Source organism: Paenibacillus luteus, from assembly GCF_006542765.1.
Classification (GTDB): domain Bacteria; phylum Bacillota; class Bacilli; order Paenibacillales; family Paenibacillaceae; genus Pristimantibacillus; species Pristimantibacillus luteus.
This window is the reverse complement of record NZ_SKCD01000002.1, coordinates 97,349-123,228: the sequence shown is the minus strand read 5'-3', so window position 1 is coordinate 123,228 and position 25,880 is coordinate 97,349. Positions and strand designations below refer to the sequence as shown.

The window sequence follows — 25,880 nt, the reverse complement described above, 5'->3', positions numbered from 1 at the left end:
GATGCTAGCAGCGACGGGGAACAAAACCGGTCATGCCTTTATCCTGCTTTTCTTGTTTGTTGCAGCGGTTATCACGTTGTTTCCCATTTACATGGCTGTTCTCAATTCACTGAAGTCAGATGGAGAAATGCTGAATCGGGTGCTCTCATTCCCTACTTCCATAACGTTTGGAAATTATGCTGACGCATATCATAAAATCGACTTTTTAAGAAGCTTCTGGAACACGATTGTAGTCACGCTGATCGGTGTAACAGGCATCATCTTGTTCGCATCTATGGCTGGTTACAAAATGTCGAGAACGCCAGGAAGGCTCAGCCGATTTTTGTTTTCCTTGTTCGTGCTGTCTTCGTTGATACCCTTCCATTCTATTTTAATTACGCTTGTCAAAATTGCCAAAGAACTGAAGGTGCAGGGCACTACTTACGGGTTGGGCTTTATTTATATCGGATTAGGCGTCGCGCTTGCGATTTTCTTATATCATGGCTTCGTCAAGTCGATACCGCGGGATTTGGATGAAGCGGCCGTCATGGACGGCTGCGGGGAATTTCGATTGTATGCGGCTATCATTTTACCATTGCTTATGCCAATTACGGCGACGGTTGCAATTTTGAACGCACTTTGGATGTGGAACGACTTTCTGCTGCCGCTTCTGATGCTGACCAAATCACAGTATTATACACTGCTTATTTCCACGAATATGCTGTTTGGCGAGTACAATAACGATTGGTCAGCGATCTTGTCCTCTTTGGTATTGACGATGCTGCCGATCTTGCTTGTATACTTGCTGCTGCAAAAATATATTTTAAGCGGAATTGCCGAAGGCGCGATTAAAGGCTAATAGAGAAAGGGTGGTTTGAGACGGAGATGGAGAAAAATCAAGATGTATCTGGATTTCTAAAAGCATCGGGCAAAAAAGTGGTCAATGGAGACGGGAAAGAAATTTTGCTGCGAGGTGTCGGTTTTGGGAGCTGGCTGCTGCCTGAGGGCTACATGTGGCGATTTCCTGATGAAGGCGACCGCCCGAGACGGATCGAGCGAATGATTAGTGAATTAATCGGCGACAAGAAAGCTGATGAATTCTGGGAGCTTTATTATGATCGTTATACAGCGGAAGCGGACATTGAGAAAATTGCGGCCGAAGGCTTTAATTCGGTGCGCGTGCCGATTAACGCCAGATTTCTAATCGAGGACGACGCTGTTTTGCAAATCAAAGAAAATCGTTTGGCGCTTATTGACCGTGTAATTGATTGGTGCCGGATTCATTCCCTTTATGTCATTCTGGATTTACATGGGGCACCTGGGGGGCAGACGGGGACGAATATAGACGATTCCGCGAATGATCTGCCGGAGCTGTTTCTAAACGAACAAAATAAGCAATTGACGGTTGATTTATGGAGAGCGCTTGCCAATCGTTACAAAGATGAATGGATTGTTGCGGGTTATGATCTGCTGAATGAGCCGCTTCCCAATTGGTTCGCGCAATATAACGGGCAAATTATGCCGCTGTACAAGGACATCATCTCGGCCATTCGGGAAGTGGACCAGCAGCATATGATCATATTGGAAGGTGCGCATTGGGCGACGGATTGGTCCATCTTCGACGAGCGGCTCGATGATAATCTGATGCTGCAATTCCACAAGTATTGGAACAATCCGGATACGGAGAGTATCCAGCCGTTTTTGGACAAGCGCGAGGAGCTGGACTTTCCGATCTTTATGGGTGAGGGCGGGGAAAACAACTGTGATTGGTTTACGGGAGCTTTCCGCTTGTATGAGGATCACGATATTTCGTGGAACTTCTGGACGTGGAAGAAGCTCGATTGTACGAACTCCCCGTGTTCGGTTAATATGCCAGAGAACTGGCAGCAGCTTATCGATTATATGCAGGGCGGGGCGAGGCCAAGCGCGGAAGCGGTGGAACACATTTTGTGGGCCTATCTAGACAATATACGAATCGAGAACTGTACCTATCGTCCTGAAGTTGTCAATGCGTTGTTCCGTAGGGCGACAGTGACGATACCGGCTATTTTTTACGGTTATAAAGGAGAAGGAATCAGTTACGGCATTAGCAGGCGTGCGGATAAAAATATTGAATATCGCAGCGGGGACGGTGTGGATATCCGATTTGTGGACAGTGCGAGAGAAACGCCGAACTTTCAGCATATGAAGGGAGAGGAATGGCAAACGGATGAGCGGCTTTATGTTCAGCTCGCTCCGTCCGATTGGGTTGCTTACGAATTTACGGTAGCTAGTGCTCCGATAACAATTGAGCTTGAGCTGCTCGTTCGAGGACCGGGCATCGCAAGAGTGATGGCTTCGATGAATGATACATTTATTGGAGCTCGGCAGTTGGAGAGCGACCATTGGCAGAACGTGCGCATACAAGTCCAAATCCAGGCAGAAGGCCTGCAAAAGCTCATTCTCCGTGCGGAGGAGCACCCGGTAGCGATACAGTGGATTCGAATTGCCGCTATATCATAATTAAGCATGGCGTATGAAAAGAAAAAAACCGCAGGAGCATGTGCTCCTGCGGTTTTTGCTCATTCAATATGCTCCCGCATTGAATTGGTTTAGCTTTTTTTGATTTGCAGCCGGATGACGTTCCAAGATGCTTTGCCTAGCACGGCTTTCACTGATCCGTTATCGGCTTTCGCATTACCGCGATTATGAGGCGTAACCTCATTGGGATTTGATTTTGTGTTCACGGCTTTCAGATCCGAATGTTCCAGCACCAAATGCTCAATGATGCTAACCTCGCCGAAGCTGCGAACGTCAACGTCTAGGTCCAGGCCTTCCGTTAAATGGCGGTTGACAGCAAAGACGGTAATTTCGCCTTGCTCCTCATTAAATACGCTGATCGCTTCGAGGTAAGGGACATCTGTGAAATCCTTCGAGTCGTATTTCGGCGAAGAGGTAATCGGGTGAAGCACGGTTCCTCTGCCATAAATGGAAGCATGCATATAAGGATAATAAGTCGTCTGCAGCCAAAGCGGGCCGCCGTTTTCAGTCATGATCGGCGCAATAACGTTAATTAACTGCGCAATACAAGCCATTTTTACACGATCAGCATGTTTCAGCAAGGTAATGATAAAGCAACCTACTGCTAGCGCATCCTCTAAGGTATACACATCCTCGAATTCAGGTGGAGCGATTTGCCAGCGCTCGTCTGCACGGCTGCTGCCGATGGAGTTCCAGACATTCCACTCATCGAGTGAGAGCATGAGCTTTTTCTTGCTCCGTTTCTTAGCCTTCACATAATCGCAAATAGCGGTTACGCTGTAAATGAATTGATCCATGTCTAGCGATTTGGCAAGGAAGTTAGACGAATCCTGCTCATTATTGTTGTAATAGGTATGCAGGGAGAGGAAATCGACTTGCTCATATGTGAGATCAAGCACAGTTGCTTCCCAATCGGCAAAGGTGCTCATACCGCTGGATGAGCTGCCGCAAGCAACAAGCTCAATCGTTGGATCGACCCAGCGCATGGCTTTGGCAGTCTCATTTGCAAGCCGTCCGTATTCTACGGCTGTTTTTGCTCCGATTTGCCACGGGCCATCCATCTCATTGCCTAAACACCAGGTTTTGAATTTATGCGGATCTTTATAACCATGCGAGATCCGGAGATCGCTGTAATAAGAGCCGGATGGATGGTTGCAATATTCAACGAGATTTCGAGCGGCATCGACCCCGCGAGTACCTAGATTGACAGCCATCATGACCTCTGAGCCAACGAGCTTTGCCCAATCCGCAAATTCATTGGTACCCATTTCATTGGTTTCCGTCGTCCACCAAGCAAGGTCAAGCAGCCGTCGCCGCTCTGCCTTCGGGCCAACGCCATCTTCCCAATTGTAGCCGGATACGAAGTTTCCTCCTGGGTAGCGTATGATAGGAACCTGCAAAGAACGGATGGCTTCAAGTGCATCGCGGCGGAAGCCGTTCTCATCAGCTGTCTTGTGGCCTGGCTCATAAATGCCTCCATAAACAGCGCGGCCAAGATGCTCAATAAACGAGCCATAGAGCCGTGGGTCAACTTTGGACACCGTAAAGTTTTTATCGATAAGCATGGTTGATTTCATAGACATATCATGCAATCCTCCTATAATTGAATTAATTAAATGATTAATTCTTAATTTGTTGATTTCTTATATCATATTTATCATAATATAGAAATACAATCAATACGCAGCAATTGAAATGGAATAGGATTAGCTAAATTGCTAATTCTAAAGATGGGAGATTAACGATGTATTTAACGACCGACGCCCAGTCGCTTCGTGTGTATGAAGCATTAGCCAGTGAAGTACGCTTGCAAATTATCGATTTATTATATACAAAAGAGATGCATATTAAAGAACTGGCCGCTACGCTGTATTTAAGCAGTGCAATCGTGAGCACCCATGTCAACAAGCTTCAAAAGGCAGGGCTAGTTGGTTATCGCATGAGAAGAGTGAATGGCGGTACCTATAAATATTGCTCGCTATCTACAGAGTATCTGCAAATCCGCTTATCACAATCGAAGCCTGAAGCTAGAAAATTTACGGAAGTTTCGATTCCGGTTGGTCATTACACCGATTTTGAGGCTGCGCCAACCTGTGGCATAGCGACAAAAGACAAAATGATCGGGCAGTACGATAACCCGACTTACTTTTTAGATCCGGAACGTGTTCAGGCAGGCATTCTATGGTTTGCAAGAGGTTTTGTCGAATATAAAATCCCGAATTACCTTTTCAAGGACCAAGTGGTGAATGAAATTGAGATTTCTCTTGAGATCGGCTCTGAAGCTCCTCACATCAATGAAAACTGGCCCTCGGATATTGAGTTTACGATTAATGACAAATCCATGGGCATATGGACAAGCCCTGGCGACTTTGGCAGCTTTAGAGGCAGGCTCTCGCCGGAGTGGTGGCACTCGGATGTCAACCAATATGGGTTAATGAAGGTTTTGCGCATTAATGAGAGCGGCAGCTTCGTCGATGGGCAGCAAATTTCGGAGCTGACCATAGAGGATGTATCATGGGATCGTTCGCAGTGGACGTTCCGGATTAGCGCAGAGGATGTATCGCGCGGACGCGGGGGACTGACGCTGTATGGGAAAGGCTTTGGCAATTATGATCAGGATATTGTTATCCGCAGCTATTATAAGGAATGATTTGCTGCTACACTAACAAGCAAACGGATATTGAATGTGGGGGTTGAGGAACTTTGATTTCTTGTCGCGTACTTATCGTAGATGATGAACTATTAGTGAGACAGGGGATCAAGCACCTGCTCAATTGGGAACATGAAGGTTTTCAAATCGTGGGTGAGGCTTCCAATGGCAAGGAAGCGCTGGAGCTGATTGATCGCGTTGCGCCCCATATCGTCATTACGGACATCGTCATGCCCGTCATGGGCGGCGAGGAGCTGACTCGTGTGATAAAGGCGCGATTCCCCGAGATTGAGGTTATTATTTTGAGCAGCTTCGGTGAATTTGATTATGTGAGATCCACGTTTCAAAGCGGCGTTGCCGATTATATTTTAAAACCAAAGCTGGAAGCCTTCCAACTGCTGGATATCGTAAAGCGGACCGCGCGTAAAATTCCTTCCTTAAAGCTTGTACAGACAGAGGAGGAAGGCGGCATGTCTGTGAAAGTCGTGCTTGATAAGCTTATTTCAGGCTATGAGGCGGAGACGAACAGCTCCGTCATTAATGAAGCTTTCCCGCATGCGGCCTTTCGACTGATCGGTGTTGATTTGAAGCAACTGCAAGGTAGGGGCAGGGAGATACAGGAAGCTGCCTATTGGCATGACAAAATGACAGTAGAGATCGCTTCGGAATTGCCGAATGCAGCTTATTATCATCTGCCAATCGAAGCAAGCATGGCTGTGATGCTCGTTAATTTGGATAACCGTGACCAGCATAGAATGATTGGCATCGCGCGCAAGCTTGCGGCGGGCACAGGCGAGCAACTGCCAGAGCTTGCTTGGATGCTTGGTGAGCCATTCTCCGAGCTCAGTCAACTCGGAACGTGCTATAAAGAAGGCTTTCTTAAGCTGAATGCCTATCGTTTCTTCCTACCGCCATCCCAACATTTAATTTTTCAAAGCGAGCTACCGCCCATCGCAGAGGAAGCGGTTCAGTTCAATATGAACGACTTCACTGAACGGATGAACCGAAGACAGTACGAAGAAGCATTTAGCGAACTGCTTGCTGATGTGCATGCCAAGGCTTCGCGCTATTCCACCGATGTATTTGAATTTAAGTCTTTTTTAGGCAATGTTATTTTTAACATTACGATTTTACTCGGTCGCCAGGACTCCGATGTGAAAAATTTGGAAGAAGCGAAATATGCCTACTTCAAATCCATTGGAGAAACGATGCATGCCAGCGACGCGATCAAGCAGCTCCAAAGCTTTATTGCGAAAGCCGATGAGGTTATTCAGAAAAGGGGAACTGCGGGGAGCAACGCGAATATGACGCAGCTGCTGCATTTTATACGCGAGCATTATGCTGAGCCGCTTAGTTTGACGGAATTGGCCAAACATTTTCATTTTAACCCCTCTTACCTGTCGAGTTATTTCACCTCGCATAATAAAGAAGGGTTTAGTGAATATTTGAACAGGATCAGGGTTGAGAAGGCAGCGGACCTATTGCGGCATGATTCCGCATCTATTTCGGAAATAAGCGGCATGGTTGGGTATTCGGACCATAGTTATTTCACTAAGGTATTTAAGAAGCTGACGGGTTTATCGCCAAGTCATTATCGAAAACAATACATGGGCAAGAAGAGGGATTAGCAGATGAGAGCTTTTTTGGACAAATTTAAATTCCACGGCTTGTTTATCAAAATGTTTATGGTTACGCTGGTTAGCATTATATCGGTGTCGCTCCTGACCTCCATCTTTATGATACAAATGTCCGAGCGGCTGTTCATGAACACCTTTAGCATTACAAATTCCAAAATCATTAACCAGATTCAGGCCAATTTCGAGTCCTTTAACTATTCAGTTGTGACTGCGTCGAACAATGTAATGCAAAACGGAGCCATCAAAGGCTTTCTGACGAAGCCGGAAATGGACACGGTCTCTTCCTTAGAAAGTTACTATCTGGCTAGCCAACAGATGGATCGGATTCAATCGAGTGTTGCCGCTTATCCGGTTACGATGACCATCTCTGGCGTAAATAAAAAATTTCACTCTACAGACAGCTATTATTGGCCAAGCTCGCTCGAAAAGCTTAGAAATAGCATCCTGACCGTCAATACCCTTATCCAGCCAAAGAAGCTGATCTATCAATTGGATACTGAAAATGTGCCCGGTTCATCTGTTGATGATCCGGTTATTGTTGCGTCCAGAGCTTTAATGGAGAGAACGAGCGGCAATCAATATGGTGTGCTTTATTTCGCGATCAAAGAAAGCGATTTTAAGGGATTTTATTCAAGTTTTACAAGCAAGGGCAATGATGTTGTGATTCTGGATCGCAAAGGCATGGTCGTCTCCAGCAACCGCCATGACTTAATCGGGCAAGAGGAACAGGAAATGCTGAGCTACGCCAAGGAGATCGAGCAGCAAAAGCTAAGCTTCAAGGACGTGAAGGTACTGGGAAGCAGCAGCCTTGTGTTATCTGAATATTTGCCGGTGTATGACTTTTATCTGGTTAACCTGATCAATAAGCAGGAAGTGCTTAAAGGAATCGTAGATTTTAAAATGATTGCTTTGATCAGCATTGCGATTGTTTTTGTGGCTCTTATCATTGTTTTTCTTATATCCAGAAGGTTGACTAAATCATTAACGATGCTTGCTAGACAAATGTCGGGCATTACGACGAATCATTTTGACAATTATATCGAGGTTTCCGGGAGCTATGAGATTAAGGAACTTGGCCGGGCTTACAACTATATGCTTGATGAACTGAATGATTACATCAAGAAGCTGATTCAGACGCAGAAGGATCAACGCAACGCAGAGCTATCCGCTTTGCAAATGCAAATCAATCCTCATTTTCTATACAATACGCTTGCATCCATCAAAATTTTGGTTCAACAGGGGAACAAGGAGAAGGCTGCCGCTACGATTAACTCCTTGATTTCTCTGCTGCAAAATACGGTCAGCAATATTAGCGAGACCATCAGTGTGGCGCAAGAGCTCGTTAATTTAAAAAACTATGTATTCATTAACCATGTGCGCTATGGCGAGCAGATCGTCGTCAATTATTTTGTCGCAGACGATTGTTACGGCTATCATATTCCAAAGCTTATTATCCAGCCATTTATCGAAAATGCGTTTTTTCACGCTTTCCAAGAGCGCAGTGATGGCCATATTTATGTGCTTATCTCGCGGGAGGAACAGGCACTCGTTTGCGAAGTCGTGGACAATGGGGTAGGTATGGAAGGTTATGACCATGAAAATCCGGTCCACAGCTCCATAAGTACTAGTCATTTTTTCTCAGGAATTGGCATCCGTAATGTGCATGATCGGATCGCTTTGCTGTACGGAGAAGATTTTGGCGTCTCGATCGTCAGTGATATAGGTCAAGGTACCAGGGTGAAAATAAGGCTACCCCTCCATAAGACCTAAAAAAAGTACCAATAAACAAATTAATTTCTAATTACATAATAACCTCTGGAAAGGTAACAATAGAATGACAAATCCACACAAATATATTGCTAACGAGTCATTTTAACGAATTGCTATAATGAATATCGTTAGCCGGCAAACGCTTTCAGAAATAGCTTTCAGTTATCAAAAAGGGGTTGAATAATGTGAAGAAATTACTAGCTGTTGTGCTCGCAAGCTTTGTGCTTCTTACGGCATGTTCGAGCAAAGAAAACAATGCACCAAATAACGGTGAAACACCTGCTACAGGCACGAAAGAAATCACAGTATGGGCGTGGGACAAAGCGTTTAACGTTGGTGCCATGGAACGTGCAAGCGAAGCCTATAAAACAAAAAATCCTGATCTTAAAGTCAACATCGTGGAGAACGCACAGGCTGATATTATTCAAAAACTGAACGCAGGCTTGAATGCGGGTACAACTAAAAGCTTGCCGACAATCGTATTGATTGAAGATTACCGTGCGCAAAGCTTCCTGCAAGCGTACCCGGATGCATTTTTTGCTTTAAATGATTTCATTACGCCTAGCGACTTTGCCGATTACAAAATCGGGCCTACAAGCTTTGACGGCAAACAATACGGCGTACCTTTCGATTCCGGTGTTGCTGGTCTTTATGTAAGAAGCGACTATTTGGAGCAAGCAGGTTTTAAAGTGGCTGACCTGCAGGATATCGACTGGAAGAAACTTATCGAAATCGGTAAAGAAGTGAAAGCCAAAACCGGAAAATCACTTCTAACCCAAGATCCTAACGATCTAGGTCTTATCCGGATGATGATTCAATCCGCAGGCTCATGGTATTTGAAAGAAGACGGCACAACGCCAAATCTTTCAGGTAATGCAGCTCTGAAGGAAGCATTTGAAACGTACAAAGAGCTAATGAATGCTGATATCGTGAAAGTAACTTCGGATTGGAGCCAATTCGTAGGTGCATTCAACAGTGGCGAAGTAGCATCAGTTCCTACAGGCAACTGGATTACAGCTTCAGTAAAAGCGGAAGCATCACAATCCGGCAAGTGGGCGGTTGTTCCTTTCCCTAAACTTGGCGGCAACCCGAACTCCGTTCATGCTTCCAACCTAGGCGGCAGCTCATGGTATGTCATGAATGTAGATGGCAAAGAAGCAGCAGCAGAATTCTTGAAGGCAACTTTTGGTTCAGACGTTGATCTATACCAAAAGCTTGTAACGGAAATTGGCGCGATTGGCACACTGAAAGCGGCAGCGGCTGGCGATGCTTATAAGCAAGCGGATGAGTTTTTCGGCGGTCAAAACGTGATTCAGGACTTCGCGAAATGGACGGAGCAAATTCCAAGCGTTAACTACGGCATGCACACGTATGCGATTGAAGATATCCTAGTTGTTGAGATGCAAAATTACATGGGCGGCAAAGATATTGATAAGGTTCTAAACGACGCTCAATCGCAAGCAGAAACACAAGTAAAATAAATTACACCATACGGCAATTAAATAAAACCTGGGGCTTCTCCTTCTCTTGTACCCAAGCGTATATGTTGGACGGGGGCGGGGGCTGGAGAAGTCTGCGAGGTTTTATTTCCGTAAAGAAAGGGGTTAGGCTAACGTGAAAGCAGCGAGGCCTGGCGTGAATATTCGCAGAAGAGCTAACATTACCGGGTGGATGTTCGTCATATTGGCAGTCGTTTTGATTGCGGCGTTCTATTTTTATCCGATGATCCAAGCGCTCTTGCTATCATTCAAATCCGGCAAGGGCATGAATTTATCGTATGTCGGCATTGATAACTACGTTCGTTTGTTTAGCGATAAGACGTTTCTAACTGCAGTTAAAAATACGTTTATTTACTTAATTATCCAAGTGCCAGTCATGATTGTTTTGGCTATGTTTATCTCTGTATTGCTTAATGACAGCAAATTGAAATTCAAAGGGTTTTTCCGTACGGCAATCTTCCTGCCGGCTGTTACCTCGCTTGTAGCGTATTCAGTTATTTTCAAATACCTGTTTGCTACCGAAGGTCTGGTTAACAAAATGCTAACCAATCTTCATCTGATCGGTACACCGATTCAGTGGATTACAGATCCGTTTTGGGCAAAGGTGACGGTTATTATTGCAATCACATGGCGCTGGACAGGCTACAACATGATCTTCTACTTGTCTGCGCTTCAAAATATTGATCACTCGATCTACGAAGCCGCAAAAATTGACGGCGCCTCGTCCACGAGACAATTTTTTGGCATTACCATCCCGCTGCTGAAACCAATCATTTTGTTTACTTCCATTACCTCTACGATTGGTACCTTGCAGTTGTTCGACGAGGTCGTCAATATCACTAAGGGTGGACCGGGTAATGCATCCATGTCCATTTCTCAATATATTTACAACCTTTCGTTCAAATATTCAGCGGATTTCGGTTATGCAGCAACCGTTTCTTATTCTATCGTGATTATGATCATCATATTGGCATTTATTCAGTTTAAAGCGGCAGGTGATAAAAATGGATAAACTAAAACGGGTATTCGTTTATATATTTCTAAGCGTCGCTGCGTTCATATCCATCTTCCCATTTCTTTGGATGATAATCAGCGCCACCAATAAATCGGCTGACGTAACCAAAGGAAGGCTGCTGCCAGGCAGTCAGCTGTTGGAAAATCTTAATAATTTGTTTAGCACAGTGGACATCGTTCCTGCCTTGCTGAACTCGGCTAAAATTTCAGTCACCACTACGATCCTTGCGATGGTTATTGCTTCGCTTGCTGGTTATGGGTTTGAAATTTACCGTAGCAAAGCAAAGGATGTAGTTTTCACTATTTTGCTTCTGTCCATGATGATTCCGTTCGCAGCAATCATGGTGCCGTTGTACCAAATGTTTGCAGGTATTTCGCAAGCCATCCCGTTTATCGGGCTGGATACACTTTCGGGTGTTGTGCTGCCAACGTTTACGACCGCTTTTCTTATTTTCTTCTTCCGTCAAAATACGAAGATGTTTCCGCGTGAGCTGCTGGAAGCAGGGCGTATCGACGGTTTGAATGAGATTAATCTGTTTTTCCGGATTTTCATGCCTACGATGAAGACCACATATGCCGCAGCCGGCATCATTACCTTTATGTCGAGCTGGAATAACTATCTGTGGCCGCTCATCGTGCTGCAATCACCGGAGAAAAGAACGATTCCTATGCTCATATCCAATTTGGGGTCGAGCTACACGCCAGATTATGGTATCATCATGACAGCGATCGTCATTTCGACAATCCCAACTGCACTTGTCTTTTTCCTAATGCAGAAGCATTTTGTAGCGGGAATGACAGGTTCAGTCAAATAAGCATGGAAAAGAGTCAGGTGGCTGTGCACATGTAGTGCAGCCGCCTGACTTTTAAATAACTTTAAGGGGAAAATGCAATGAATGAAATGAAGCCTACTATTAGCTGGCTTACCGATGTAAGCGTATTTGCCGTGAACCGGCTGCCGGCACACTCTGATCACCGTTATTACGAATCAATCGATGGAGCTGTGGCAGAAGCGCCAATGTCGCTTCGTCATTCACTGAACGGAAGTTGGAAATTCAACTATTCCGTTAAACCAGCTGACCGGCCAAAACACTTTTACGAGGTAGAGCACCCGGTTGATGGCTGGAATAACATTGAAGTACCTGGTCATATTCAACTGCAGGGCTTTGGCAAGCCTCAATACGTAAACACCATGTATCCATGGGACGGTCATAATGATATTCGTCCGCCAGCTATTCCGGAGGATCATAATCCAGTCGGAAGCTATGTGAAATATTTTCAAGCACCTGCACAAATGCAGGGCAAGCCAGTCTATATCTCTTTCCAAGGTGTAGAATCTGCCTTTTATTTATGGTTAAACGGAACATTTGTCGGCTACAGCGAAGACAGCTTTACGCCTTCTGAATTCGACTTGACCCCTTATTTGGTAGAGGGGGAAAATAAGCTTGCCGTTGAAGTCTATCAACGGAGCACAGGCAGCTGGCTGGAGGATCAGGATTTTTGGCGTTTTTCAGGAATCTTCCGCGATGTATACTTATATACGGTTCCTAGCAGCCATGTGCGGGACCTGTTTGTACATGCCGAGCTTGACTCCTCTTACACGAAGGGGACGCTCGGCGTAGATTTGAAGCTCTCTGGCGCTAAGCCATCGAGCATCAAGCTGGAGCTTAAGGACGCTGCTGGCTTGACGATCGCTGAGACTGCCGCAGTGCCGGATGGCAGTGACCATTATTCTTTATCCGTAAATGCAGGGACAGTAACGCCGTGGAGTGCAGAGAAGCCTTACCTGTATATGCTTTATGTTACGCTTTATGATCAAGAGGGCCATGTGGTTGAAGCGGTCCCTCAAAGAGTAGGATTCCGGTCCTTCGAAATGATCGATAAAGTTATGCATATCAATGGCAAGCGCATTGTGTTCAAAGGCGTGAACCGTCATGAATTCAACAGCCGCAGAGGTCGATCGATTACGAAGGAAGATATGCTGTGGGATATCCGCACAATCAAACGCAATAATTTGAATGCGGTGAGAACCTCTCATTATCCGAATCAATCACTTTGGTACGAGCTGTGTGATATTTACGGTGTCTATGTCATTGACGAAATGAACCTTGAAACCCATGGCTCATGGCAGAAGATGGGCGCGGTTGAGCCATCCTGGAACATCCCTGAGAACAAGCCGGAATGGCAGCCGATCGTCATGGATCGTGCGATTTCAATGGTAGAACGGGACAAAAACCATCCATCGATTCTGATCTGGTCTGTCGGCAATGAAGCCTATGCTGGTGAAGTGCTGCTTAATGTATCGAATTATTTCCGGGAGACAGATCCAAGCAGACTTGTTCATTACGAGGGTGTATTCCATAACCGGACCTATGATGCGACAAGCGATATGGAGAGCCGCATGTATGCAAAGCCGGCCGATATCGAGCAATATTTGAATGAGAACCCGCAAAAGCCTTACATCAGCTGCGAATATATGCATGCGATGGGGAACTCGGTTGGGGGCATGCACAAGTATACGGAGCTGGAACAGAAATACGCGATGTACCAAGGCGGCTTCATTTGGGATTATATTGATCAGGTCATCGTGAAGAAAGACCGTTACGGCAAAGAGTTTTTGGCGTATGGCGGCGATTTCGACGATAGAGCGACCGATTACAATTTCTGTACGAACGGAATCGTTTATGCAGACCGCAAGGAATCTCCGAAAATGCAGGAGGTTAAATTCCTTTACCAAAACATTAAGCTGATTCCTGATCGTACTGGCGTAAAAGTGATTAACGAGAATTTGTTTGAAGGTACGGATGCTTATGACTTGGTCGTTAAGCTTCATCATGAAGGACGCGAGATTTTCAAGAAATCACTGAAGGCTGCTGTAGCTGCACAAAGTGAAGCTTACGTGTCGTTTGAGCTTCCAACTGTTACAGAGTCTGGTGAGTTCGCGCTGCATGTGTCATTGAACCTGAAGGAAGCTACCCTATGGGCAGATGCCGGCCATGAGATTTCGTTCGGTCAGCATGTATTCCTAGTAGAGGAAACCAGTGCGGCTGTTCAGCCTGAGGGCGATGTAAGAGTAGTTGAAGGTGACGTTAATATCGGCGTACATGGCCGTGATTTCAGCATCATGTTCTCGAAGCAAGCAGGAACGCTGACATCTGTGAATTACTCCGGACGCGAAATGATTGCGATTCCTCCGGCTCCGCTGTTCTGGCGGGCGACGACAGACAATGATAAAGGTTTCGCTCTCGGATTTGATTCAGGCGCTTGGTTTGCAGCTAGCTTGACGCGCAAATGTGTTTCCGTTGAGTTAACCAAACAAGAGGGGAGCGCAACAGTCACGTTCAGTTATAAGCTGAGCATTAGCGCAGAAGTTCTCGTCACGGCTGCTTATACCGTGTTTGCAGATGGCAGCTTAAATGTGAAAGTGCGCTATGAAGGGGCAGAAGACCTTCCGAAGCTTCCGATTTTTGCATTATCGTTCAAGGTACCAGCGGATTATCACCATTTGGATTGGTATGCGATGGGGCCAAACGAGAACTATATTGATCGTGCGTTTGGGGCGAGACTTGGTGAATTCCAAAATGATGCAGCCGATAACGTATCGGGATATGTCGTTCCGCAGGAGTCCGGAAACCGTACCGGAGTTCGCCGCGTGAGCATTAGCAACGATTATGCGCAGGGCATTCGGATCTCGGCTCCTGCAACGCAGCCAGTCGAGTGCAATATTTCTCCATATACGGCATTTGAGCTGGAAAGCGCAAATCACCACTATGAGCTTCCGAACGTGCATTACACTGTCGTAACGGTAGCGGGCAGACAAATGGGCGTCGGCGGCGACGACAGTTGGGGCGCTCCAGTCCACGGCGAATATCTCATTCCCGCCAATCAGACGCTAGCGTTTGAGTTCAATATTGCACGCTTGTAAGCGAAAGCGAGTGCTCGGACTGTAGTAAGGGCGAGAGCAGTTAAAGGAACAGCAGCATACGAAAGAAGCAGAGGATAGCCTCTGCTTCTTTTTTTGGTGCATTTTTGTATATAAGTTCTAAGTGTTTCGAAATGATTATGATAACGGGACAAAATTCCGTTTTTTCATTCAACTGTCAGAAGAAAATAAAGTGTTAGACTGAAAATAAAGTATTAGACTGAGATTGGCCATTGGTCCATCAGTTTGGGTGCCTGTAGGACAAGGATCAGGCCGAACAAACCAACTAAAATTTCCCCCAATGCGAATGCAGTATTCATTCCATAATAATAGGTGGTCTCCGTACTGGGAGCGCGTTTGCCTCTTACATACTGGGAAAGCACATCTATTATAAAAATCATTACACCCGAAATAATAATCCAGCCAAAGGCTACAATCCACAGCGTCATTTTCATAGATACAAACTCCCTAAGGGATGATTATGGCTTCATGGAAGCGATTTATTTTACTTGTTTGAACAGCAGGAAATTGAACTATAAATAAACCCTTCAGCCCCGCGCCATCAGATTTGAAAGAATGTCCGGAAAGTATTTTCCCGCAATGCGCAATATTTTGGAGAAGCCCGGAACGACCCTCGTTTTGTTTTGCTCCATCCCATGGATCCCGAGCTTTACGAGTGTATTCAAACTCATACTGGGAATGCCGCCGTTTTGCATGTCAGGGAGCAGATTGGTTTCTGCAACGAGGGGGGGGACAAGCTCCATCACGTGTATGTTTGTTTTCGATTTCCTGAGTTGGATTCGAAGCGCGTCGGTAAACATATGCACGCCTGCCTTTGTAGCAGAATAAACGGGATGCAGGGGTGAAGTGACGTAGGAAAGACCAGAGCTTACGGTTACGATCATAGCTTCATTTTGTCTTGCCAATTGCGGGAGCAGCGCTTCCGTCATCCAGATAGTCCCGTTTAAATTCGTTTCCACCTCTGCGGTAGTCCGCTCCAAATCGAGGTTATCGTCCAGCAATTCGAATGCGCGCATAATACCTGCAGAGTTGAACAGGATCGAAACTTCAGGGTAGCGGTCACGAAGTATAGCTGCCATTTCGCGAACGGAGTTCGCGTTGGATACGTCGCCTCGCAGCCCGATGAGCCCTGTATGTTTGTGCGTCACTTGATCAAGGGTTGCTTGATTTCGTCCAATGACGATTACTTTATTGCCGCGATTCAACAAGTTTAAAGCGAATGCAAGACCGATGCCAGAAGTGCCGCCTGTAACGACAATTGTATGATTTAAAAGCTTCATGACTAATTCTCCTTTTTTAGTTACATTTTTTTAAATTTGTAACATGTGAACGACCTAAGCATACTACGGCAAGTTACAAGAGTCAATAGTTGTAACCCGTGGCGTCTAAAGGTATAATAAAATTATGAAAAATTTAAGCAGAGAACTAATAATGGAAACCGCACATCGAATGGTTGTCGAACAAGGGATGGAAAAAGTCAATCTGTCAAAGGTCGGCTCTCAGTTGGGGACTTCTCATGCTGCGATCTATAAGTATTTTACAGGCAAGGAAGAGTTATGGACCGAGCTTGCGTTGTCGTGGCTGGACTGTGAACTGGCGAGGCTTTTTCCATTTGATAAGGACAAGTGCTCATCTAAGAAGGACGTCGTACATGAATGGTTATGGGTATTAAGTGGATCGAAATATGATGCTTATGTACGTGAGCCTGAAATGTTTAAGCTGTATACAGCCTATATCGATCAAAATCCGGCGGTCGTCGCTCGGCACATCGGCGATTTGGTGGACAGCTTAAAGGCCGCGAGCGGCATTGAGGAAGTTGAGCGACTGTACGCCATCTTAATGGCATTTTCTTATTTCTCAGCGCCAGCTTATGCAGACAATTGGATGCGTATGGATTTCAAAGCAGAGTTTGAAGCGGTCTGGAAGCTTATCGAGCCGGGGATTGAGGGTTAGATACAGTCACATCCTTGAAAGAAAGTTGGAGTGAACCTGAGCACTGGTCCAGTGCAAGTGAAGAATCTGCAGGCTGAACTACAACCTGAATACGAAAATGCAGAACAAATTATCCAAGAATTCGATCATTGAATCGTCAATAGTCATAATTGAAAATCAGAAATAGATCGTTAACGAATTAATAATTTTGTGTAATCATGAGAAGGCTGCTAGCTTGATTGGCGGCCTACTTACGCTAACGTTTACGAGTGAATTGAACAAGGCGAAATTAAAAAAGATACTTGACGCAGATGGATGGCCCTAAAACTTGTCGTTACAGACAGCGCGCTGAACCGTATCACAGAGAGAAGCTTGGTCATTGAACGGGTACGTTAGTTGAATAACAACAGCGGCAATCTAAGACTTTATTTTTCAAGTCTTCGTTTGCCGCTGTTTCTTTTATGAAGCAGTCTAATACTTTATTTTCTCCAAACATCAACTCATGTTCTAATCATCTGACAAGTTATCTTTTACAACAATCTGTGATGTACAATCCTATTTCTAAGAATTATGATAAAACAGGCGGTGATAAAGTGACTATGAATAAAAAAAGCTCAAGGGAGATCACGGTGGGAGAGGAAAGATACACCTATGTTATCTCCCCAGCAGCAAAAGGTCTACTAGCCCTTACTATAGAACATGAAGAGGTTAAGGGACAAAAAATTAGATTGTACATAAAATCAGAAATCAACGAATTTTGGGTGGAGTTTCCTTATGTAGAAGATTTAAATTTGAAGCTCATTAAGCCATCAGAAATATCGTTGATCATTGAGGAAGCTCTGTTCCGGGGCTGGACACCAAAAAACAAAGGACCTATGATAACCTATAACATAGATGAAAATATATAGCATGCACTCATTCTATATCGCAGGATTACTCTTTTTCGCAATGGAATATTTGAAATCTAGTTCTAAAAAGGAAAAATGCGACCGTTAAAAGAGGGTGGAGAAGTCCAATGGAAGATTTAATAACCGAGAAAAATGACTTATACTCTTTGCCGCTACATAAACAGGCCAATCTGAAATGGTCATTCCATCTCTTATTTGGATTTTCGGTAACCTTGTTGTTAGGTTTCATTCTGATTCCGGGTGATGATAGTGAAAAATTCATTCTAAACCTTATTTTTAGTGTGTTTATGATCTTTATCTTATACGGTTGGCTTGCGCTAGCCTTCTTTAAGAAACCATACCTCATTATTAATGATGAATACCTTGAATACAAGTGGTTATTCGGTCGCAAACGTATTGATTTGGGTACCATTAATCAGATTGAGTTTTATTCGGAAAGTGGCGTTACTAGGTTGGGGATCGGAGCTATCGAACACGGAAAGCTGTCTTTTTTTGAAGCTACAGATCGAATGCTGGGCAGGAACTACTCTGTAAGTATCGTCGTTTCCACATTCTCCAATATTGATTTTGAAAAATTACGCTTAACCTTAATAGCGAAGGTAAATCAAAGAAAACAATGATCGCAAACTTCAATGGGGTAAAGTGGTATAGCCATGCTAGTAGGAAAGCTAAGCAGTAGACGGAGTTGTTTTACTAACGAGTCTGCTGCTTAGCTATTCATCTTACAACTTATTTTTATTGAAAGATTTAAGATATTCCTAATCCCTATCGGAGTTCATCATGTTCCATTTTAGGATTGCGTATCATTTAACTGCTTCAAATATTGATCCTGAATATGCTCATCGTCTCTAATAATGCCTGCGCCAGCCATCATAATGTAGATAATACCTCCAAAGAACAACGCGCTTAAGATAATAATATAAGTCATCGTAGTAGCCTCCTTCCCCAAATAATCAAAGCTGCTTCAAAGCTTCCGAGAAAGCCAGGATGCCTGGCCGAATCTCCTCTAAATGCGGCTTTGCATAGCTGAGTCGAACATACCCGGGCTCTGAACCATAGACGCTGCCGGGCACGAAAGTTACGCCTCGTTTTATCGCTTCCTCCAGCAGTTTGCCATCATCGATGCGTTGATTAATTTTGCACCATAGATTCAGGCCGCCGAGCGGAGGGACGAAGGTGACTTTCTCCTGAAGCACTTCCTGCAAGGTTTGGACCATTATTTGCTGCTTCTGAAATAAGGAGTGACGCAATTGTGCAAGATGCGGCTCGAACTGCCTAGACGTCAGCAGCCGCTCCGCTACCCATTGCGACATAATGCTTAAGCCAAAATCCATTTGCTGCCGGGCATCGGTTAGCCGCTCGATCACGGATTGCGGGGCGACCATCCAGCCAATCCGCAGGCCGGAGGCGGCTATTTTGGACAGTGACCCGATATAGAGCACGATTCCGTCCGCATCTATTGCTTTCAGAGGGAGTGGAACGTTTCCGTCAAAAGCAGTGAGGCTGAAAGGATCATCCTCTACAATAGGCACGCGCAGCTCGGCAGCAATGTTCAGCAGCTTTTTTCTTTTTGCTACGCTCAGCGTGGTTCCGGTTGGATTCTGATAGTTAGGATTCAAGAACACCATGCGAATACGGTGTTTTCGGTACAAATCCGTAATATCATCGGGATCAATGCCATCCTCGTAAACAGGAAGGCGGTAAATCCGCAACCCGGCAGATTGGAACATTGGCAAGGAGTAGCTGTAAGAGGGGTCTTCAATAGCAACCGCATCGCCTGGAGAGAGCAGGCATTGCGTAATCAAATACAAGGACTGCTGTGAACCGGATGTAATGAGCATCGCTGATTCCGTGGTTTGGATACCGTTATGTTGCTTTAGCATATGAACGAGCGATTTTCTTAATGGTTCGAAGCCCTGAGGGTCATCATAGCCCAGATGCTCATGAAAGGGCTGCTCACGTAAAATGCTGCTTACCGTCCCATTGGGAAATAAATCGGACGATAGCTCTCCGCTTGCCATATTAATGACCGTAGGGCTGTTCAGCGTAACTTCCCGGATGCGCCTCATGAGCGGAAGATTCGGCAAAAATGTTCCGCCTTCTGTATATTGGCGCCAATTTGGGGTGTGGGTGGGCGATATACCCCATTTGGTTAAGCTAACGCGAGTACCGCTGCCAACGACACTCTCCACGAGTCCAGAAGCGCGCAGCTCCTCATAGGCTTGGATGATGGTGCTCCGATTGACACCAAGCTGCTCTGCCATTTTGCGCTCGGAGGGAAGTGAACTTCCCGGGGGCAGCTCCGCATAGGAGATCGCACGCTCAATATGGTCGACTATTTGCTGGTATAGGGGAGTTTGAGCTGAACGATCTGGTTTCCACATAGCCTACCGACACCCTCTGCGAATGATGAATACTGTGTTTGATTTCTTTATTAACCGTAACGGATATTGTATAAGATGTACAGATCCAATTGGAAGTATGATTGCCCCTCCAATTTTGAAGGGGACACAGATTTTGCTGCGAATGGATGGTTTAATGCTAGCAGGATTGGAGGGTCACAAATGATAACCGGGCAACTATCATTAATCCATTATCATTAACGGATGGAGTGCACATCCTATGAGGAAATCAGCCTTAAGCGGAAAAAGGATCGTTATCGCCGGTTCACAAAAAACACAAGAAATGAGCATGATCATGGAGAAACAAGGAGGGCTGCCGCGAGTGCGGTCTTTGCAAGGCTTAACGGTTGTTAATGAAAATTTCAAAGCGGAGCCTTTATGGAAATGTGCTGCTGAAGGCGCGGATTGGGTTATTTTGACCACGGGATTAGGGGCTGAGCGGATGGTTCAATCGTCAGAGGCACTAGGGTTGCAGGAACCGCTTCTGGCAGCGTTGTCACAAGCGCAAATAGCAACAAGGGGATATAAAACGACGGCTTTTCTCAAGAAGTATACTAATCGTATTTCTCATCATCGACTCGAATAATGTTGTCAATGATTAGTTCAGCCTCCGTCTCAAAATTAATATGAAGCGGTGCTGGAAGCTTATCCATAATGGAAAGGATAGGCGGCAGCGCGAGAAATTGCTCAATGGTCTGAGGAAATGGTTTTAGCTCCGCAGTGGCCCACTCTCGAACCGTATCAATAAAGCTATAAAAAGAAGCTTCAAATTGATCGGCAGAGCCCTCCGCTTCATCCATGTCCGCGACGGTCATCGCTCTCCAATTTTTCAATACGGTTCCTAGAGCTTGCTCTACTTGGATGTTCATGGTTACTTGTCTCCTTGCGGTCGAAGTTTCACTATAATTGCAGTCATTATAACACGATGATCATTGTCCATGATATGATAGGGAGAAATGAGACTTGAACAGAATGAGGGGAGATTTGGCTATAATGGTAGAGCATTTGGTATCATTTAAATTTAAAGAAGCGCTGACCGCAAGCAAGGAAAAAGAGCTGCTAGATGCACTTTATGATCTTCCAACCGCGATTTCGGGCATTGTAGAGCTGACGGCTGGCCGTAACGAAACGACGGAAACAGGGAATATCCAAGGATATACATTAGGTTTGCGAGTAACTTTCACTGATCAGCAATCGTTGCTGGCTTATGGACCTCATCCGGCTCATCAACGCTTTGTGAGCATGCTGGATGGACTTATCGAGAATGTCATTGTCATCGATTACCCAATCTCCGGGAAGCAATAGTCGTAGGTGAGTGTTAATGTGGAGATTATTAGCAGATAACCGAGCGTGTACATATCTGCGTGGCTTTTTTGATGAATCAATCAGATAATAAAAGATACAGGCAGGGTGAGCTTATGGCAGAAAAAGATGAGCTGGTTCGTTTCGGAGTATCTTTCCCGGCACCGTTAATCGATCAGTTTGACCGTTATCTTGATGAGCAAGGTTATACGAATCGCTCGGAGGCGATTCGTGACTTGGCCCGCAGAGCCTTGCTGGAGCCTGCTCGGATGAATGGACAAGAGTATGTAGCTGGCACGATCGTCCTCGTATATGATCATCACGTAAGCGATCTTCCGATCGTTCTCATGGAGGTTCAGCATCGTTTTCACCATGATATTATTTCGAATATGCATGTTCATTTGAATCACGACCAATGTCTGGAAGTAATTGTGGTTAGGGGAGAGCTGTCCCGTCTTCGCTCCCTCCATCAGCAGATCCAGACGCAGAAAGGGGTCATTTATGCTGAGCTTTCCGTCACCTATGCAGACAAACATGACCCTGCTAAAGAACATAATCATAACTAGTGGATAAACGAATTAATGTTGGCGCTCACTACGTTTATTTGAATTTTTGTAAGTACACCAGTGTTCTTACGTTCGCACAGACGCATACATAGATACCAACGCCTCGATACAAGAGACTTTCTGCTTGATTGCTTTCGATCATGTGAGAAAGTCTCTTTTTTATTGTCTTTTATTAGAATTTTTAGAGAAAAAATGATGATATTCTTCTAAAATCGTGTTACAATATCCCATATTCGTGTCACTAAACTTAACGCATTAATGGGGTGGACTATTTTGATAGGAATTTTAAAAAGGATAACGTACGCATTGGTATTCGTGCTGCTCGTATCCGGGTGCAGTACAGTAAACCCGGAATCCGAACCGTCAAGCCAATCGGAAAAATCGGATGAGCTAGTAGTGGCGATAGGCGCGGAGCCTGATACGGGTTTCGATCCAATCAAAGGCTGGGGCCGCTATGGTTCACCATTGTTTCAGAGCACATTGCTTAAACGTGATGATGATTTGAAGATTGTGAACGATCTGGCAACGGGCTACGACATAAGCGAAGACGGCAAGACATGGACGGTTTCGCTTCGGAACGATGTTACGTTCTCCGATGGCAAGCCGCTAACGGCTGAGGATGTCAAATTTACTTTTGATACGGCTGCGGCAAGTGGGGCGTCAATCGACCTTACGAACTTAGCGAGTGTAGAAATAGCAGATAACGAAGTGGTCTTTCAGCTCAACAAGCCGCAATCTACTTTCGTTTATTACCTTATTACCACGGGAATCGTACCTAAGCACGCCTACAACAGCAGCTATTCCGAGCATCCGATCGGATCAGGTCCTTATCAATTTGTGCAATGGGACCGGGGTCAACAGCTTATCGTAGAATCGAATGAAAACTACTATGGCAAAAAGCCCTACTTCCATAAGCTCACGTTCTTATTTTTGAATGAGGATGCCGCTTTTGCAGCTGCAAAAGCAGGCAGCGTCGATGTTGCTTATATTCCATCTGCCTTCAGTAACCAAAGCGTGACTGGCATGGGTCTTGAGGCGGTAAAGAGCGTCGATAACCGAGGAATTGCTTTTCCTTACGTCAAAGCGGGTGGCAAGACCGAAGAAGGTTACCCCATCGGCAACGACGTAACCGCAGATGTGGCCATCCGTAAGGCGATTAATACGGTGATCAATCGCCAGCAACTGGTGGATGGTATTTTAGAAGGGCATGGCTCGCCGGCTTATACAGCGAACGATGGACTCCCGTGGTGGAACGAAGAGACGGTCATTCCAGATCATGACGCTGGGGCTGCGGCAAAAATTTTGGAAGCTGGCGGCTGGTCGGATAGCGATAAGGACGGAATCGTGGAAAAAGAAGGTTTAAAAGCGGAATTTACGCTGATTTATCCTTCTGGAGACGTGACGCGCCAATCACTGGCACTGGCTGCTGCAGATATGGTACAAGCCATCGGCATCCATATCCAGGTGGAAGGCAAGAGCTGGGATGAAATTGAAAAGCTGATGCATGCCAATGCGATCCTATTAGGGTGGGGCAGCCATGATCCGCTTGAAATGTTCAATCTTTACAGCAGTGCCTTCGGCGGTGTTGATTATTATAATACTGGATTTTACAGCAATCCGACCGTGGATAAGCTGTTCGAGCAGGCGCTGGAGGCTCGCACAGAGGAAGAATCCCTCTCTTATTGGAAGAAAGCGCAATGGGACGGACAGACAGGTCTTAGTGTTAAGGGCGATGCGCCTTGGGCGTGGCTTGTGAATATTGATCATCTTTACTTGATCAAGAATGGGCTAAGCATCGGAAAACAGCGTATTCAACCGCATGGTCACGGATGGCCGGTAACGGACAACATTGAGAGCTGGATTTGGAAAGAGTAACGAGCGGGAAGAGGTTATCGTATGCTCAATGGCATCATGGTATTTGCGGGCAAAAAGCTCATTCGCTTGGCCGCGCTGCTGGCTTCGGTCAGCATCATTACATTTGCGCTCGTCGCGATGTCGCCGATTGATCCTGTACAATCTTATATCGGTGCGGATGTCATGCGTGTCGGTGCGGAACAGCGACAGGAAATTGCAGCTTACTGGGGACTTGACCGGCCGTTTCTGGAGCGTTTTATGAAATGGGCAGCAGCCTTGCTTCAAGGGGATATGGGGACGTCTATGATTTACCGCGAGCCTGTAACCCATGTCATTGCTGAACGGTTTATGCATTCCGCGTTGCTCATGGCTTTCGCTTGGCTGCTCTCTGGCGCCATTGGCTTTATTGCGGGAGTAGCGGCGGCTTTGCGGAAAGATTCATGGTTGGACCGACTAATCAAAAGCTATTGTTACACGCTTGCCTCTACGCCTTCCTTTTGGATTGGTTTGCTGCTTATGATGGTTTTTGCGGTATGGCTCGGCTGGCTTCCGGTTGGGATGGGTGTTCCGGCAGGCGTGCTAGCTGAAAATGTAACTTGGGCTGATCGGCTCCGCCATATGGTCATGCCCGTTCTAACGCTTAGCGTCGTAGGCATTGCGCCTATCGCGCTGCATACCCGTCAGAAGCTTATCGATGTGATGGATAGCGATTTTATTTTGTTTGCTAAGGCAAGAGGGGAAAGAGGAATTGGCTTACTGCTGAGGCATGGCTTGCGAAATATTGCTTTGCCTGCGATTACGCTTCAATTTGCGTCCTTCGGGGAGCTGTTTGGCGGCGCAGTCCTCGCTGAGCAGGTATTCTCGTACCCTGGTCTTGGGCAAGCGACCGTAGAAGCTGGGCTTCGAGGCGATGTGCCGCTGCTGATGGGGCTCGTTTTATGCAGCACGCTGTTTGTCTTTACAGGAAACGCGCTGGCTGATTACTTTTACCGCATGGTAGATCCCAGGCTGCGGTACCGGAAGGAGGAGAGGGCATGAGTCAGCTTGCGGCAGTTCAACAAGGGAAGACCAGAAACGGATGGAACGTAAGGAAGCGGGCTTATGTCTCCGCAACAGGAGCGGGTCTGCTCCTCGTTGCCATTGGGATTGGGAGCTGGCTGCTTGGCTCAGCAGGGCTCTCCGTACAGCTTGACAACAGGAACCTGCCACCGTCGCTTGCTCACTTGTTCGGTACTGATTGGCTAGGGAGGGATATGCTCTCGCGTACGGTGAAGGGTCTTGCATTGAGCATTCAAGTTGGCATGCTCGGTGCAGCATGCAGCGTGATTATCGCAGCGGTTATGGGGCTCATGGCTGCTACGCTTGGGAAGACGGCTGACCGCATCATCACTTGGCTGATCGATGTTTTTCTAAGCGTCCCACATCTCGTTATGCTGATTCTGATTGCCTTTGTATGCGGAGGCGGCTTGAAGGGAGTGGCCATAGGCATTATGCTGACGCATTGGCCAAGCTTGGCAAGGCTCATACGTGCCGAGGCTCTCCAGCTCATGTCGGCGGAATACGTGCTTGTATCGAGGAAGCTGGGTAGGTCCAGCTATTGGGTGGCCACCCGTCATCTTGCTCCTCATTTGCTTCCGCAGCTGTTGGTTGGTTTTCTGCTGCTCTTTCCGCATGCGGTATTGCACGAGGCAGCGGTCACCTTTCTTGGTCTTGGCATGTCGCCCCATCAACCGGCGATTGGCATCATTCTTTCGGAATCGATGCGGTATTTATCGACGGGCATGTGGTGGCTTGCTGTCTTTCCAGGCCTCGGTTTACTGGCAACGGTTCGAGCATTCGATAAGCTTGGCCATTATTTGCGGCAGCTAGTTGATCCGCGGAACGCACATTTATAAGCAACGATA

Annotated in this window: 24 protein-coding genes; 18 read left to right on the top strand and 6 right to left on the bottom strand. The window is 46.0% G+C overall.

The annotated features are described in order from the left end of the window. The first annotated feature begins 1 nt into the window (after position 1). Entirely contained in the window at positions 2 to 838 is an 837-nt protein-coding gene (locus E0496_RS01430) for a carbohydrate ABC transporter permease (RefSeq protein ID WP_141499920.1), read from the top strand. Between the two features lie 26 nt (positions 839 to 864). After that, positions 865 to 2,481 carry a glycoside hydrolase family 5 protein gene (locus E0496_RS01425; RefSeq protein ID WP_141499847.1) on the top strand — a complete coding sequence of 539 codons (1,617 nt, stop codon included), beginning with the start codon at positions 865 to 867 and terminating at the stop codon, positions 2,479 to 2,481. 89 nt (positions 2,482 to 2,570) lie between these two features. On the opposite strand, the gene arfA is transcribed toward E0496_RS01425, so the two are convergent. After that, entirely contained in the window at positions 2,571 to 4,082 is a 1,512-nt protein-coding gene (gene arfA / locus E0496_RS01420; protein ID WP_141499846.1) for an arabinosylfuranosidase ArfA, read from the bottom strand. A gap of 161 nt (positions 4,083 to 4,243) precedes the next feature. On the opposite strand from arfA, the gene E0496_RS01415 reads away from it, so the two are divergent. The 7 genes from E0496_RS01415 to lacZ all read left to right on the top strand — a co-directional run bounded on the left by E0496_RS01415 (position 4,244) and on the right by lacZ (position 14,994). Next, entirely contained in the window at positions 4,244 to 5,149 is a 906-nt protein-coding gene (locus E0496_RS01415; RefSeq protein ID WP_141499845.1) for an ArsR/SmtB family transcription factor, read from the top strand. Positions 5,150 to 5,202: 53 nt separating this feature from the next. Then, on the top strand, positions 5,203 to 6,777 hold the full coding sequence (locus E0496_RS01410; protein WP_338325809.1) for a response regulator transcription factor: 1,575 nt from the start codon (positions 5,203 to 5,205) through the stop codon (positions 6,775 to 6,777). Between the two features lie 3 nt (positions 6,778 to 6,780). Further along, a complete protein-coding gene (locus tag E0496_RS01405; protein WP_141499844.1) occupies positions 6,781 to 8,556 on the top strand; it encodes a sensor histidine kinase in 1,776 nt (591 codons plus the stop codon). 185 nt (positions 8,557 to 8,741) lie between these two features. Then, positions 8,742 to 10,037: an ABC transporter substrate-binding protein gene (locus tag E0496_RS01400; RefSeq protein WP_141499843.1), complete on the top strand. Its 1,296-nt coding sequence runs from the start codon at positions 8,742 to 8,744 to the stop codon at positions 10,035 to 10,037. A gap of 190 nt (positions 10,038 to 10,227) precedes the next feature. Then, a complete protein-coding gene (locus E0496_RS01395) occupies positions 10,228 to 11,067 on the top strand; it encodes a carbohydrate ABC transporter permease (RefSeq protein WP_141499918.1) in 840 nt (279 codons plus the stop codon). After that, complete coding sequence (locus E0496_RS01390) at positions 11,060 to 11,884, top strand: carbohydrate ABC transporter permease (RefSeq protein ID WP_141499842.1); 825 nt, start codon at positions 11,060 to 11,062, stop codon at positions 11,882 to 11,884. Before E0496_RS01395 ends, E0496_RS01390 begins: the two co-directional genes overlap by 8 nt. 77 nt (positions 11,885 to 11,961) lie before the next feature. Further along, a complete protein-coding gene (lacZ, locus tag E0496_RS01385; protein ID WP_141499841.1) occupies positions 11,962 to 14,994 on the top strand; it encodes a beta-galactosidase, LacZ type in 3,033 nt (1,010 codons plus the stop codon). Between the two features lie 212 nt (positions 14,995 to 15,206). On the opposite strand, the gene E0496_RS01380 is transcribed toward lacZ, so the two are convergent. After that, positions 15,207 to 15,446, bottom strand: coding sequence for a hypothetical protein (locus tag E0496_RS01380; RefSeq protein WP_141499840.1), 240 nt, complete (start codon positions 15,444 to 15,446; stop codon positions 15,207 to 15,209). Positions 15,447 to 15,539: 93 nt separating this feature from the next. Further along, entirely contained in the window at positions 15,540 to 16,292 is a 753-nt protein-coding gene (locus E0496_RS01375) for an SDR family oxidoreductase (protein ID WP_141499839.1), read from the bottom strand. Between the two features lie 151 nt (positions 16,293 to 16,443). On the opposite strand from E0496_RS01375, the gene E0496_RS01370 reads away from it, so the two are divergent. The 3 genes from E0496_RS01370 to E0496_RS01360 all read left to right on the top strand — a co-directional run bounded on the left by E0496_RS01370 (position 16,444) and on the right by E0496_RS01360 (position 18,472). Further along, positions 16,444 to 16,965 carry a TetR/AcrR family transcriptional regulator gene (locus tag E0496_RS01370; protein ID WP_141499838.1) on the top strand — a complete coding sequence of 174 codons (522 nt, stop codon included), beginning with the start codon at positions 16,444 to 16,446 and terminating at the stop codon, positions 16,963 to 16,965. Between the two features lie 440 nt (positions 16,966 to 17,405). Beyond that, positions 17,406 to 17,852 carry a hypothetical protein gene (locus E0496_RS01365; RefSeq protein ID WP_241674493.1) on the top strand — a complete coding sequence of 149 codons (447 nt, stop codon included), beginning with the start codon at positions 17,406 to 17,408 and terminating at the stop codon, positions 17,850 to 17,852. 107 nt (positions 17,853 to 17,959) lie between these two features. After that, entirely contained in the window at positions 17,960 to 18,472 is a 513-nt protein-coding gene (locus E0496_RS01360) for a hypothetical protein (protein WP_141499837.1), read from the top strand. Positions 18,473 to 18,642: 170 nt separating this feature from the next. Here E0496_RS01360 and E0496_RS35475 read toward each other — a convergent pair whose 3' ends face one another. Both E0496_RS35475 and pdxR read right to left on the bottom strand, forming a co-directional pair. Further along, the gene (locus E0496_RS35475) at positions 18,643 to 18,780 is read right to left on the bottom strand and encodes a hypothetical protein (protein ID WP_161601274.1); all 138 of its coding nucleotides are present in this window, start codon (positions 18,778 to 18,780) and stop codon (positions 18,643 to 18,645) included. A 25-nt stretch (positions 18,781 to 18,805) separates the two neighbouring features. Beyond that, positions 18,806 to 20,236 (bottom strand): MocR-like pyridoxine biosynthesis transcription factor PdxR, encoded by a 1,431-nt coding sequence (gene pdxR / locus E0496_RS01355; protein WP_141499836.1) that lies wholly within the window; start codon positions 20,234 to 20,236, stop codon positions 18,806 to 18,808. Between the two features lie 238 nt (positions 20,237 to 20,474). On the opposite strand from pdxR, the gene E0496_RS01350 reads away from it, so the two are divergent. Next, positions 20,475 to 20,840 carry a uroporphyrinogen-III synthase gene (locus tag E0496_RS01350; RefSeq protein ID WP_141499835.1) on the top strand — a complete coding sequence of 122 codons (366 nt, stop codon included), beginning with the start codon at positions 20,475 to 20,477 and terminating at the stop codon, positions 20,838 to 20,840. On the opposite strand, the gene E0496_RS01345 is transcribed toward E0496_RS01350, so the two are convergent. Further along, complete coding sequence (locus E0496_RS01345; protein WP_141499834.1) at positions 20,809 to 21,123, bottom strand: hypothetical protein; 315 nt, start codon at positions 21,121 to 21,123, stop codon at positions 20,809 to 20,811. The two genes, E0496_RS01350 and E0496_RS01345, sit on opposite strands and share 32 nt — an antisense overlap. Before the next feature lie 103 nt (positions 21,124 to 21,226). On the opposite strand from E0496_RS01345, the gene E0496_RS01340 reads away from it, so the two are divergent. The 5 genes from E0496_RS01340 (at position 21,227) to E0496_RS01320 (ending at position 25,871) form a co-directional block, all read left to right on the top strand. Continuing rightward, positions 21,227 to 21,559, top strand: coding sequence for a Dabb family protein (locus tag E0496_RS01340; protein ID WP_241674502.1), 333 nt, complete (start codon positions 21,227 to 21,229; stop codon positions 21,557 to 21,559). 113 nt (positions 21,560 to 21,672) lie between these two features. Then, the gene (gene nikR, locus E0496_RS01335; RefSeq protein ID WP_141499833.1) at positions 21,673 to 22,122 is read left to right on the top strand and encodes a nickel-responsive transcriptional regulator NikR; all 450 of its coding nucleotides are present in this window, start codon (positions 21,673 to 21,675) and stop codon (positions 22,120 to 22,122) included. A gap of 273 nt (positions 22,123 to 22,395) precedes the next feature. Further along, a complete protein-coding gene (locus tag E0496_RS01330; protein WP_421922990.1) occupies positions 22,396 to 23,997 on the top strand; it encodes an ABC transporter substrate-binding protein in 1,602 nt (533 codons plus the stop codon). A 21-nt stretch (positions 23,998 to 24,018) separates the two neighbouring features. After that, positions 24,019 to 25,014, top strand: a complete 996-nt coding sequence (locus E0496_RS01325; protein WP_141499831.1) for an ABC transporter permease — start codon at positions 24,019 to 24,021, stop codon at positions 25,012 to 25,014. Further along, positions 25,011 to 25,871 carry an ABC transporter permease gene (locus E0496_RS01320; protein ID WP_141499830.1) on the top strand — a complete coding sequence of 287 codons (861 nt, stop codon included), beginning with the start codon at positions 25,011 to 25,013 and terminating at the stop codon, positions 25,869 to 25,871. The genes E0496_RS01325 and E0496_RS01320 overlap by 4 nt, the downstream gene beginning before the upstream one ends. Positions 25,872 to 25,880: the final 9 nt, after the last annotated feature.

What these genes read in the sequence shown, in the direction of transcription:
- E0496_RS01375 (WP_141499839.1), bottom strand. Translation starts at nt 16,292, where the DNA reads ATGAAGCTTTTAAATCATACAATTGTCGTTACAGGCGGCACTTCTGGC.
- pdxR (WP_141499836.1), bottom strand. Translation starts at nt 20,236, where the DNA reads ATGTGGAAACCAGATCGTTCAGCTCAAACTCCCCTATACCAGCAAATA.
- lacZ (WP_141499841.1), top strand. Translation starts at nt 11,962, where the DNA reads ATGAATGAAATGAAGCCTACTATTAGCTGGCTTACCGATGTAAGCGTA.
- E0496_RS35475 (WP_161601274.1), bottom strand. Translation starts at nt 18,780, where the DNA reads ATGACTTATATTATTATCTTAAGCGCGTTGTTCTTTGGAGGTATTATC.
- E0496_RS01415 (WP_141499845.1), top strand. Translation starts at nt 4,244, where the DNA reads ATGTATTTAACGACCGACGCCCAGTCGCTTCGTGTGTATGAAGCATTA.
- E0496_RS01325 (WP_141499831.1), top strand. Translation starts at nt 24,019, where the DNA reads ATGCTCAATGGCATCATGGTATTTGCGGGCAAAAAGCTCATTCGCTTG.
- E0496_RS01350 (WP_141499835.1), top strand. Translation starts at nt 20,475, where the DNA reads ATGAGGAAATCAGCCTTAAGCGGAAAAAGGATCGTTATCGCCGGTTCA.
- nikR (WP_141499833.1), top strand. Translation starts at nt 21,673, where the DNA reads ATGGCAGAAAAAGATGAGCTGGTTCGTTTCGGAGTATCTTTCCCGGCA.
- E0496_RS01360 (WP_141499837.1), top strand. Translation starts at nt 17,960, where the DNA reads ATGGAAGATTTAATAACCGAGAAAAATGACTTATACTCTTTGCCGCTA.
- E0496_RS01320 (WP_141499830.1), top strand. Translation starts at nt 25,011, where the DNA reads ATGAGTCAGCTTGCGGCAGTTCAACAAGGGAAGACCAGAAACGGATGG.
- E0496_RS01340 (WP_241674502.1), top strand. Translation starts at nt 21,227, where the DNA reads ATGAGGGGAGATTTGGCTATAATGGTAGAGCATTTGGTATCATTTAAA.
- arfA (WP_141499846.1), bottom strand. Translation starts at nt 4,082, where the DNA reads ATGTCTATGAAATCAACCATGCTTATCGATAAAAACTTTACGGTGTCC.
- E0496_RS01430 (WP_141499920.1), top strand. Translation starts at nt 2, where the DNA reads ATGCTAGCAGCGACGGGGAACAAAACCGGTCATGCCTTTATCCTGCTT.
- E0496_RS01370 (WP_141499838.1), top strand. Translation starts at nt 16,444, where the DNA reads ATGGAAACCGCACATCGAATGGTTGTCGAACAAGGGATGGAAAAAGTC.
- E0496_RS01390 (WP_141499842.1), top strand. Translation starts at nt 11,060, where the DNA reads ATGGATAAACTAAAACGGGTATTCGTTTATATATTTCTAAGCGTCGCT.
- E0496_RS01365 (WP_241674493.1), top strand. Translation starts at nt 17,406, where the DNA reads ATGAAGCAGTCTAATACTTTATTTTCTCCAAACATCAACTCATGTTCT.
- E0496_RS01395 (WP_141499918.1), top strand. Translation starts at nt 10,228, where the DNA reads ATGTTCGTCATATTGGCAGTCGTTTTGATTGCGGCGTTCTATTTTTAT.
- E0496_RS01405 (WP_141499844.1), top strand. Translation starts at nt 6,781, where the DNA reads ATGAGAGCTTTTTTGGACAAATTTAAATTCCACGGCTTGTTTATCAAA.
- E0496_RS01425 (WP_141499847.1), top strand. Translation starts at nt 865, where the DNA reads ATGGAGAAAAATCAAGATGTATCTGGATTTCTAAAAGCATCGGGCAAA.
- E0496_RS01345 (WP_141499834.1), bottom strand. Translation starts at nt 21,123, where the DNA reads ATGAACATCCAAGTAGAGCAAGCTCTAGGAACCGTATTGAAAAATTGG.
- E0496_RS01380 (WP_141499840.1), bottom strand. Translation starts at nt 15,446, where the DNA reads ATGAAAATGACGCTGTGGATTGTAGCCTTTGGCTGGATTATTATTTCG.